The 12,622-nt window shown below is 44.9% G+C and carries 5 protein-coding genes; all 5 read right to left on the reverse strand.

Annotated features, from left to right (window positions below):
- Nucleotides 1-50: 50 nt before the first annotated feature.
- The 5 genes from IPH92_01570 to IPH92_01590 all read right to left on the reverse strand — a co-directional run bounded on the left by IPH92_01570 (nt 51) and on the right by IPH92_01590 (nt 12,621).
- Nucleotides 51-1,346 (reverse strand): hypothetical protein, encoded by a 1,296-nt coding sequence (locus tag IPH92_01570; GenBank protein QQR65251.1) that lies wholly within the window; start codon nt 1,344-1,346, stop codon nt 51-53.
- Complete coding sequence (locus IPH92_01575; protein ID QQR65252.1) at nt 1,343-2,392, reverse strand: hypothetical protein; 1,050 nt, start codon at nt 2,390-2,392, stop codon at nt 1,343-1,345. The genes IPH92_01570 and IPH92_01575 overlap by 4 nt, the downstream gene beginning before the upstream one ends.
- Nucleotides 2,352-9,749 (reverse strand): hypothetical protein, encoded by a 7,398-nt coding sequence (locus IPH92_01580; GenBank protein ID QQR65253.1) that lies wholly within the window; start codon nt 9,747-9,749, stop codon nt 2,352-2,354. Before IPH92_01580 ends, IPH92_01575 begins: the two co-directional genes overlap by 41 nt.
- Before the next feature lie 219 nt (nt 9,750-9,968).
- The gene (locus IPH92_01585) at nt 9,969-11,759 is read right to left on the reverse strand and encodes a hypothetical protein (protein ID QQR65254.1); all 1,791 of its coding nucleotides are present in this window, start codon (nt 11,757-11,759) and stop codon (nt 9,969-9,971) included.
- A gap of 121 nt (nt 11,760-11,880) precedes the next feature.
- The gene (locus IPH92_01590) at nt 11,881-12,621 is read right to left on the reverse strand and encodes a hypothetical protein (GenBank protein ID QQR65255.1); all 741 of its coding nucleotides are present in this window, start codon (nt 12,619-12,621) and stop codon (nt 11,881-11,883) included.
- Nucleotide 12,622: the final 1 nt, after the last annotated feature.

Here is a 12,622-nt window from a genome sequence, read left to right on the forward strand (position 1 = left end):
AGCGACTAATTTCGTTTATTATACCACTAAGTATGGGGTGTGTGTACATTTTATTCAACAGCAGCACTCGTAGTTACTGTTTCTTCTATCGTCACCTCGTAGTCTTGGTTTTGCTTGGTGGCATGGCTAATATAGAGCGTAATCGCAACAAAAATAGTAATAAGTGCAACTATCGAAATAAAGAACCACTTATAACTAAGCATAAAACGCCATATAGTAGTAATGACATCAAGTGACTCCTCTGCAGTAGTAAGTCGTGTACGCAGATCGAGGACGCCATCACGAATTGGAGCTGCAACTGCATGATACGTATGAAGTGTTCGTGGAGTTTTATTTGAGAGACTTTCTTTCTTCGCTTCTTCGCGTTCTTTCTTGTCGACATCCACACCTGCAAGCATGAGCATGCGTCGCACATACGCCTTTACCATGAGCGTAATGAGTGTGATAAAAATGCCAAGAATAGTAAGTACGATAAGTGTCCACTTAATAGGTATCACCCAAAAGTATGCCACGGCTGTCACATTTTTGATTTCATTTTCACCGTAGCCAAGAGTCGCTATAGCTTTATACCGTCCAATATCAGTCATTTTAAACTCACTTTTCCATGAGAAATTAAAATCACGAATAGTGCCGGGGAGTACATTGCCGTAGTGTGTCTGGTAATTCACAGGAATAGTACCTCGTTCAGTACCCCACATGTTGGTAATCTGAATATCTCCTTTTGGTTGAAGATGAACGTTGCCCTTGTTTTCAAAGCGAAGTGAAAACGTGGCGTCAGGCACATCAAGAAACGCATCGAGAGCACGAAACTCACGGATAGTTGCAGCCTCATGCATATCTCCTTCTACCCGCATAAAAAGAAGTGACGTCACCACTTGTGAGGTGAGCACCGCAAGTTCATTGGTGTTTTTAGGTGGCTCCGTAGAAATTTGAATCGCAGCGTAGTGTCCGCCCGGTGAAGCATTCTCGGGCACCTCAACAAAAAATGACACGTCGGCAGTTTGTTCCGGGGGAATAACGTATGGACCTGAAGGGAGTGTAATCCACTCAGCAAGTGTAGCATTATCCCCACCAGCTTCACCAAGAGGTATGAATCTCCCCTGTCCTGCTTCACCCACGGCTTTAAAATTGAATAACTCAGCATACACCGTAAGCGGATAGGGATTTCCATTTACTACTTTCACACTACTTTGCCAAATATCACCTGGGTTTATCGAAAGTTGAAAGAGCGGCGGTGTCACACTCATCACCTGTTTTTCTTGCGCATACGAAAACGATACACAGAGACAAAACAGAACAAGTGACAGGAAGACATACACACTATTTTTGTGAATTCGAGTCATCATGGTGTTTTAGACGGATGTGTGAGATCGACATCATGATGCTTTGGTTCACTTTGTGAGTCACGCACATGGACCGTAAGTCGCTCACTGTGGTCATCTAAATCGTCTTCACCAAAATATTTTTTGTGGACATACCAGGCAAGTACGGCTACAAGCAGGATACATCCAGCCAAAAATATCAAAAGTAGTTTAAGTGGGAAGACATAGAAAAAGGAAGTATCCTGAATCGATGCACGCTGTGTAGTTCCATATTCTACAGAGAGAAATGCCTTATACTTTCCGAATAATCCTTTCGTAGGCACTGCTCCCGTAAACGTATACTCACCCCCCGGACTAATGCTTACATTTTCATTATTTACAGGCATGGTACCCACTTCTTTTCCAGTGCTATCATAGAGAATGATTTCACCCTGTGGGACTAATACTTCATCTCCTGGGTTCGTAAAAGTAAACACAGCGGCTTGGTTGTCAACCTTGGTCACAAAGCGACTCACAATAAATTTTGAGAGTTTTAGAAACTCATTTGTATCATCAGCAATCGTGAGCGTCACAACAATGCCCGGTGCTTGGCCATTCACTACCTGTTTTTCAGCTTCATCGCGATTACCACCGTTACCAAAACCGATGAACGCATGATACGTACCGGGAACAGGATTGGGCGTTACACGAACGGTGAGTTTCACTGTCTTCGCTGCGCCAGATTGTAAATCAATACCGAGACGACTGATTTCAAGCCACGAAGCAAGCGAAGTAGTACGGTCGCTTTCTACGGGCGCAAGAAACTTATCAATCGTACCTCCCTCCTGTAGTGAGATATTGTTGACTGATGGATATATAGTGACGGGTGCTGTACCTGTGTTGGTGATAGTAATTTCTTTTTCGACAATATCACGCGCCTCTGACTTGAGGTCGATGACCATAGGACTCACCGTGTACGATGTAGTTGCGTGTGCGTTTGCACCTCCGCACAAAAAGAGCATGGGTAATAAAAGTCGGAATATGAGTGCTTTAAAAGATTGGAACTGAAACATAGCGAATTCTTGATTCATATACTCCTGCATCTTGTAATCCTCGAATCAAAATGCGGTATATCACATCGGTGGTCTCACCCGCGACTGGCTGTGAACTATATGATACCTCATCAAGCGTTGAAGTGCTCACGCGAGCGAATGTATCAGGTGCCAAAAAGCGTGCTGTAGAAACTCCGTCTAGCGTATCATCACTTGTGTGATATCCAAAACAGCTTGCAGCACTCACACTACAACCTGTAGTCCACGCTGCAGGTACTGCATTGGTGCTCGTAAGCGGCTTCATAGTAGCGCCCATTCCACTCGTGAGTTCGCTATCCATAACCATGAATATCTGATACCCCTCAGTGCCATTCGTATCAATAGTGAGTCTGTGTGCACCTTCTTTGATACCATCAGGAACAAGTTTACCAAATGGTAGTGTCGTGGGAGTGGTATTGATATCAAGTGTTATTCCTCCTTCTACAACGGTAGATGAAGCAATACCTTCCATGGTGAAGTCGAGACTGGCACCCTCGGTCACGAGTGAGGGGTATGATTCACCTATATTTGTGGTCACCGGAATACCCTGCACTAAGTCAAAAAGCCTGAAGTAGTAGACGCGATTAACGCGTGGACCTGCTGACTTAAGTGTAAATTCGTATTCTGCAGCAGTATTACGGTTGTGGCGGAACCCAGTAAGTGGCAATGGCGAGAGGTTGTGAGTACCACAACCATCTCCCACACTACTCACACACGAATCTGCATCAGAAAGTGTCTTGGTAGTGATCTTCACGTTATCTGCCCCATTACTGTCGTCATAGCACCATGTAGAGGAAGCGGTACAGGTCGATGATGCAGTGAGATCGAATGCAGTACTGAAATTAGGGGATTCAGAGTACTGCAGTTTAAAACGCACGTCGTCACGTGAGATATTCTCTGTTTCCTTTACGGTCACACGAAGTTTCGTCGTGCTCCCGTTTACAAAGTCGATAGGTGCGGTATTTTCACTTGCAAGCGCGCTTACGGGAGTTTCGTTCAGAACATCATCATACCAACGCCAATTTTGTGTCTTTGGGGTAAAACTTGCAGTGCGAATTTGTGGGTAATTTGCATAGTTACCCATCAATGTCCCATTAGATTCCACGAGTCTGAAGCAATAGAATGTTTCAGCACTTGCACCATTTTGTTCAATAAGCCAATCATACTCGATATCATCACCCTCAGGGACTGCATACGCATTCACAGCACTATCATTCATCTCTTCAAAGGTACCCGCAACATCTGAAACACTCAGTACCGTTGTTGTTGGACTCCCCACGAGTTGTGTACCGTCCGCTAGATTGGTTGCATCAGCACCACGCCATATAGTACTTGAACTCATGTCGCCGAGTGTATTCCAATTGGTTTCATCTATTGCACTACATGTGGTAAGCATTTGTCCATATTGAAGTTTCCACGATTTAGTCTCAGCAGGAAATGTTGCATTTATGGCACGCACGGACATACGTATGCGAATTGTTTCAGCTTCTCCGAGAGGCTCATCTAATCCAGTAAGTGCTTCATTTTCGCCAAGCGCACTATCCCCTATAGGCCACGCATCGAGCGGCAGTAGCGCATTGTTGTCAACATACAATCGATAATAATTTTGACGATAGGTAAGTCCGGCTGTTGGCCACTCGACTATAATCGTACGATACGCGAGTTGTGCACCCGTGTCAGAGCGCCACAATTCATAGTGTGTCGATGAGGCGATGGTTGCTCCTGCTATCGGTCGAGGAAAGGATCCGTCTGTTCCCGCGACACGTGAATTTACAAAAATAGATGCATTAGTGATGTCAGTGAGTGTCTTACCTATAGGAACACTGAGGGTAAATGGTTCTGCACCGTTTAACGAATCCCCATTTGAGTAGGTCACATCCATGGCTCCCGCAGACGTCTGCATATTTTCGATAATCCATGCCACAGAGGTCTGATTTCCTGGTGTTGTCGCTCCTGTTTGCAGGAAGTATGAGACGTAGCCAATGCTTGAAAGCCACACTTCATGGCCAAATTCGTCAATTCCTGCAAGACCGCCCCCCACACGCTTCTGTGCGTGAAGCATAGTACGTGCGAGACTGTTAACTGCTGTAATTGATTCTGTTTCTGTTGTACCCGCAGCACTATATGTATGCTCACTTCGTTGTATTGCCCAATTTAAACCAGTAAATTCTACAACTGCGTAACTCAACACCACAGCATCACTACCCGCTTCACCACGAGTAAATGCTGCTTGATCACTTGCTGAAAGCCACTCAGATGTAGATTGCATAGTATTGTAATCAGCAGTTCCCGTATCTGGACTACCAACTCCGGTAATAAACACGACGACATCAGTATCATTACCAATATCGCTGATGACTGATGTGGTTGCTGTGAGGCTCGTTGTGGTATATGCAATAGTACCCTGACTTCGTACAATCATTTCATTATCTGCCCCTATAGAACCGATATATTCAACTATTTCCCACGACACTCTCGTGGTTGTCGCCGCTGCAGTTGCGGGACGCTGGATGGTAAACGATGTTGTAATATTTGATGGATCTAAAATATATGCTGTTACATCGTCTGCATTTTGATTACCACCCGCGGAACTATCCCCAGCACCGGTATGGTGTGAATTCGTGATACGGACGAACGCACTTGTTGATGCAGATGGTGCAATGTAGTCAACACCGGCTACCAGAGTGATTGCATTTGTAGAAAAATTAACTGTTCCTCTTTGAATTTCAAAATCTCGTTCAGGAGAAGTAGTGAGTTCAGGATATATAGGATATGCATTGAGTGGTGTTCCTCCATTTGAGACACGGAAGCAATAGGTAATATCGTATCCCGCATCAACCGTGGGCTTCATAGAGAACTCAGCCTCAATAAATTGAATTGGGGAAAGAGTCGTTGTTGCAACTGTTGAGAGTAATTCCTTAACGGCGCTATTTGGGCTCACAAAATTTGTATTTTCATCAGTGACTGCACCTTCCGCAGATCCAAAAATATTCGTGGTATCGCTTTCATCAGTAAGATTTGACGTGGTTGCCATATTCCATGCACCACCCAAAGCACCCACATCAGTCCAAGAGCCAACGTCACTGCATGTTGTAATCTTTGTTCCGTATTCTACGCGTAGCGCTGTGTCACCAGAAGTAACCGCGCCTTCATTTGAAACCTGTAGTCGAAGACGAACAGGTGACGTGAGTGCAATGTTTGCCGCAGGAGAATCCTCATTTCCTCCCGTGAACGATGTTGCGGTGGTCTCATCTCCATTGTCGTTTCTCCAGTGGTAGTGTGTCTGTGTGAGTACTGCTCCGAGCAGTGTCGTCTCACCACTCAGGTCACGAGTGATGGTTGGACTTACTGAGCCAACTGAGACGGTAAGATTCATAGATGGATTCTCCATCACAATATTGATTGTCTCACCATTTTGCGCCGACGAGGTCACATCAAGCACTGGATACAGACAGAGCGTCGAGGTCGTACTTACGGTGACAGACCCTGTGAAGGTGGATGTTCCATTGAGAGATGAAAAACCATCGGTGTCAGTGGAGCCAAACTGGTCGTCGCCCACAGTATAGGATTCTCCAGCACAATCGTATGGTGCAGTAACATCAAGATCATACCTGAGTTCAATGTTATCGAGACCTGTCTCAGCATTCACGGTTCCATTTTCTGTAATAGTAATACTCGTAACGTCACGAGAGTCGACATTCTCTGTAATCACAAAACCTGTCCCAATATATTGGGTTGTCGTGGGAATAGTGAAATTGACCATCTGCGATGAGGTGGCAACGGTTACAAGTATGTCAGCGGAAATGTTGGCTCGAGGATATACGCGATATTCAGAGAGTGGACTTCCCTGATCACTGACCCTAAAGCAGTATGTGTTCCCTTCAATAGCAGTTGTTGACGCAACAATGGAATATTCGAATTCAACAAACTCTGTAGTGGTGAGGACAATTGGACCTGTCTCCGACGATGTGGTTTTGACTGCGTAGTTCGGTGAGTGGAAAAGCGCATTTTCATCACTCACGGCTCCGTTTCCCTCTACAGTTATGTTTGTGGTACTATCCCCGTCATTTAAATTCCCTGATACTGACATATCAAAGTCTCCACCAATAGCCCCCACATCTACCCAGCCTGTAGCAGCGTCACAGGTACTCGGGTTTGGAGCGTACTCAAGCCGGTACTGTATAGCAGGTGTCGAACTACTTCCTTCATTTGATACCTCAACACGCAGACGTGTTGTGGACCCCTGTCGCATTGTGGTGAGTGATGTGTCTTCGACACCGGCCGTTTTTGATGTTGCATTTACCTCATCACCATCATCATTTCTCCAGTGATAATGCATAAGTGTCGGAGCGTCATTGTAAATTGTCGTCGTTCCAGGAATATCTTGAGAAGATACGGGGCCAGCCGTACCTCCCGTAACAAAAATATCAGATCCTGGGTTTTCAATAGATATTTCGATAGTAGAATCTCCATCAGCAGTATCCAGCACATCAAAAACTACGTACACACAGAGGGTCCCCGTATCACTCACGGAGACAGTACTACCCGTAAAAGAAGACACTCCATCGGCGCCTGAGAAGCCATTCACATCTGTTGAACCAAAGCGACTCTCGGAACCATCATATGATTCGCTTGTACAGGTGTAGGGAGACGAGGTGTCCATTTCATAATACAATTTCACATTCGCAATATCAGTTGATGCATCGACACTTCCGCTTTCCGTAAGGGTAATCCCTGTCACATTATACGAGTTTAAAACATCCGTATTGTATATAACAAACGTACCTCCAATGTACACATTACTTGTACTTGCATTGACTGTTGCAACCTGATTATCAAGCGTCGGAATCGTAGGACTCGGGAGATCAATGAGTGTCGCCCCGTATACATCATCAGTGACATCACCAAACCAAGTTGCATAAATCCTATCGCTACTTACTTGATTAAGGTCCATACCGTAGATACTCGTAGGGCTCGTGTTTACTGGGCCTTGTATAAATCCCCAACTCGCCATATCATCCGTTGACTTTCTCCAGAGTACACTCGCTGTATTAGCACTGTTTGCTATACCCTGCGCACTGTACGCAACATACACGTCATCATTGCTCGCATCGAGTGCGATGGCGACGTTCGTAAGTCCTGATACTGTCGATGCGACTACGTCAGTAGTAGCCGTCCAAACACCGCCCGAGTATTTGGCAGTGCGAATTTGGTCGTCACTGCCGGGTGTGGCATTTCGCGCAATGTATGCAAGATACACATCCCCTGTCGTTGGACTCACGGTAACTGCCATACCTATGTCGTACGTTGTGTTATCAGGAGCATCAGAATCAATCGTCGTCGACGCAGCGTCCCACGTATTGGTGCCACTATCATATACTTTACTTTCGATATTTTCTGCAGATGCGCCTATGTCACGATGTATCGCTATGATGTCGCCACCAGAGAGTGGTGCAAGTATTGCATAGTTGTTTGTACGTCCAAACGGATCTGTTCCTGCCTCATCCCAGCTTGCAGCGAGATTACAATTTGCAGTGCACATGAGGACAACAGAATCTGAAGCATCAATACTACTCGCGTACAGCGTTCCGTCTGTGGCTTTTGTTATTGAAATGGAGTTTGATCCAGCAGTAAGTGTCCCCCCTTGTGCAGGTGGACCTATGAATACACTCACGGGAGATGTACCCATAAGAAGAGTGTCCCCAGCAGTATCGAGACGGTTATACCAGACATCATCTGGATTCTCATCGAATGTTGCAATATGAATGTAGGTACCCGTGTCCCCTGGCGTCCACTGGTCGTACCATACCGTTACCATGGCACAATCAGTCTGTGCATCCACAGTGGTCGTTGCACTCCATGTCGTTCCGCCATCGGTAGTTTTTCTGTACACACAGTAGCCAGGAGCGTCGCGGAAGAATTTATACCCTGTCTGATCGTCGGTAAAAACAGTTTGTGATCCTGAAATATGGTGTGACGTCCCTGTTATAAATGCGTCACTGTCGATAGTGTCCATAGTATACGCATCAGTATCATTTACTCCATCAGGACTCACCGTCGTAACCTGTATCCCTGGATGAATGTCTGCAATGGTGTCCCCCATAATATCGTCTCCTGTGTTTTGAAACCATGATGCATAGATTCGCTCACGATTGCTTATATTTAGGTCCACCCCATAAATGTCGTTGGGGGCATCATTCATGGGACCCTCTTCATACGTCCATGTACTCATACCATCAGCGGATTTTTTCCAGTACACATTTGCACTTGCTAAGGTTGTGGGGACAGTAAGAGCACTGTATGCAACATATACATCATCATTGCTCACATCGAGCGCAATTGCGACGTTTGTGACGCCATACTCACTGTATCGCACAACCTCTTTCTTTAGAGTCCATACACCCCCCGAGTACACTGCGGTACGAATCTGATCGTCGTTGCCTAATGCAGCGTTCTGAGCAACGTACGCAAGATATATATCTCCTGTTGTTGGACTTACCGTGAAAGCCATCCCCGCATCATAGGTTGTGTTATCGGGGGCGTTCGTATCAAATGTTGTCGTAGCCGCGTCCCAGGTTCCGCCCGTATTGTTCCATACTTTACTTCCCATATCCTCAGCTGCTGCGGCAATATCTCGATGAATCGCGAGAATATCACCACCAGGAAGTGGCGCTAGAATTGCATAATTTGCCGTAAGGCCAAAGGGATTCGTACCAGTCTCAATCCAACTTCCAGCGATGTTACAATTTGCAGAACACTCAACCACATACGAATCGGAGCCATCAATGTTACTTACATAAATTGTCCCATCTGTTCCCTTCGTTATTGAGGCAAGGTTTGATCCTTCAGTAATAGTACCTCCTTGCCCAATTGTCGTACTTACCGGCGCGGAACCCATCAACAAACTATCACTGGATGTATCAAGGTTGTTATACCAGACGTCGTCCGGGTTTGTGTCAAGTGTCGCAATATGAATTATCGTACCAGTGTCTCCGGGAGTCCATCGGTCATACCATACGGATATCTGGATACAGTCAGCCTGCCCATCCACAGTAGTCGTCGCACTCCATGTCGTTCCACCGTCGGTTGTCTTTCTGTACACACAGTAGCCAGGGGCATCGCGGAAGAACTTATACCCTGTCTGATCGTCGGTAAAGACAGTCTGCGAACCTGATATAAGATGTGCGGTACCGTTAATGTGTGCATCGGGATCAATGGTTGCTTCGGCAGCCTCTGCAATGTGTGTGGGATGAAAAATAAGTCCATCACCAAAACTCCCGACAAGAATTACGGCAAGCAAATACAGGGAAATAGCGACTCTAATACCCCGGAGTTTTTTAAAAATTCCTCCATGCATTTCCTCTCTATTATCGCGTACTTACGAGTGTAAAACAATTGCTCACCTGTGTGAAAACACCTTATAATATCAACACAAATAGCCACACCTCTCTCCTTTCACTTGAGAAATGTGCCACATCGTACGTTCTACATTTTCCACGTATGACATTCTCTGCATGCTATATGTGCAACGTACTATATTGCACATTTCGGAGTGGAGTTGGAGTTTAGGTGTGCCCTAGATTTTAATTTCCTCGTTCAGAACATCCTCCAATGGTACATATGGCTCAACTACTAAGTCCTCAATTGATATTACTTCGTCTGTTGTAGTACCCTCACTGAAAGAAGGAATGACTACATCACTCACTTCTACTGCCACTTCAGGTGTGCTTGAACTACTTTCATCCTCAGTAAAGACTGGTATCACTAAATCACCCTCATCGAGACCATCATCAGTCGTAGTGCCTACGTCATCATTCTCGTCGGAGTCGGTCTTTGGCTTAGGCTGCGTAACAGGAGCAACAAGTGCGCGCTCCTCACCAGTTTGCTCGGGATTAGGAATCTCTTCGGGAACAGGTGTAGGTCTTGATGCAAGATTGAGTACCTCACCACTCTTGAGGTCGTATCCACGAGTTTCTATATCTCCCGTGTCCATTTTTGCATCATATACTAATACAAAGCGTGGATTTTCAATCGATCCACCGTCGGCGTCTTCGATGGTATGAGTGGCACCAGAGCGCATATCGTATACCTGCATACGCCATGCATCTTCTTCGAATGACTGCCACACGACATGGGTACCATTCACACTCGGAGCAATATCATGAGTGGTATTGTCAGTGAGCATTGTACGTTCTCCGTCTGTCTCAAGGAAAATCTCCCAGTCATTCCCTACCCACCCTTGCCATACTACCGCATCACCAAAGACACTTGGCTGCATGTTGTTATACCTATCATCGGTGAGTTGTGTCTCTTCTCCAGTTTCAAAATCAAATTGAATGATTTGATATCGGCCATCTATAAGCCTGTGCCATACAGCAGTATTAGAGACTTCATCAAAGTATGGCGCCTCATCATCCAACTGATTATCAGTAAGTGTTACTAACTCTGCATTTTTTTCGGCATATATCTCTTTGTCACCCTCGGCGTCAACTGCAGAAAAAATTCTGTCGTTGTTCTGAACACGAGGAGCATCTTTCGAAGTTGCACAGTAAAAACTACCATCACCAACCGTAGTACACTCATCTTTTGAAAATGAAAACTTGTTTTCATCATTTGTGACTACATGCACTATTGGCTCTTCCATAGTTGTGCTAGATGTAGTTTCTAGGGTAGCAGAGACTTCTTCTCCTATATTTTCTGGGTCAGGTGTAACATCCTCAAGAGGAAGTACTTCCTCAGGCAAAGTGACCTTAGGGATTACTTCTTCTTGTGGGGTTTCAATTTCAACTACTTCCTCAGTAGTACTTCCACGTTCAGACAAGACTTCATCAACAGTCACTTCGATAGGGGTTTTTGGCAACGATTCTGCTTTTTCTTCAGTGGCTGCCTCGGACAATTGTTTTGTTGTGTCCTCTATTACTTCTTCATATAGTGAATTAATTGTTTCCTCGAGTAGTGGTTCAGATGATGATTCTGTAACTTCCTCTATTACGAATACAGGAGTTGCTTCTGGTTCTTCAAGTATAGACCCATTAGTGACATTTTCTGTCCCTTCAGTGACAATACTTGCTTCAATTGGTGTCAATGGAACCTCTTCTGTGTCTGACACCTCAAGAGCATCATCTGCAATATCAACTACATCAGTGATACCGACTTCTTCTTGTTCTACTTCTGTATCTTGATCTCGTAAAACTAATTCTCCATTATCCATAACAACCTCATCTGCAAATACAGGGGCGAGAGGCAGGAATACAAGTACAACGAGTAGCACAAGAGAAAAAGCACTGTATACCAGATACTCTAAACCCCGCATTTCTTTATGCGCTCCTATCATTATATACCGTTGTTTCATTGCTCTACGTTCCATAAACCAAGTATATTAGCCGTATTTTGATTTACTCTGATACCTCCACCAACTTAAATACAAAAGGTACCTATGACTAATAATAACAGTGTATCCCACTCTTATCCACATTATTATCAACAGTTTAGCGTGTGAATGAGTCGGCAAGAATAATTGAAAAATCTCTAAATGTCATGCGTCCATCGCCATCAAAATCGTATGTTTTCGCCTTAGTAAACCACGCAGCCATGAAGGTACTAATATCCTTCAAGTCCACCTTCCCGTCACCATCCATGTCAGTAATGATAGAAATAGTTGCTTCAGCAGAAAGAACCCCATCCTCACCCAACACCGCAATCTTAACTTCATTCTTTCCGTCATTTTCGGTTACGGGGATAGGCGTACCCTTACCATCCCCCGCCACCAACGCAGACTCACTAACAAAAATACGTGCACTCCCTGATTCAATTGCACGCAGTTTCACACGAGCAATGGAGTGTTCTCCAATGAAGCCTTTACGAAAAGTACCCCCACGAAGATATATTTTTCCGTCTTTGAAATAGGGTGTTTCTGTCCACAGTGTAATCACTGAGGTTCCTGTATCAATCCCCACCACCTCGATTTTATCTTCGGGGTACGAGAGCACAAGATCAACTGCATTAATTGCAACATGTACTGTAGCTGAGACTGTTACAAAAAATTCTTGATCACGAGTAACCGATGTCTCACTAGTTGCAATGGTGATATATGAACTATTTTCTGATATAACTGAAGCAAGACTTGCAAAAAGCGCTGCAATCACTACTGCAGGGAAAGCATATTTGATGGTAGTAAACTGCTTTCCTGTATACTTTGGGAAAAAAAGTTGCCAGAGTTTTTCAAACATA

This window comes from Candidatus Kaiserbacteria bacterium, from assembly GCA_016699245.1.
Lineage (GTDB): Bacteria > Patescibacteriota > Minisyncoccia > Phycocordibacterales > UBA918 > Damh-18.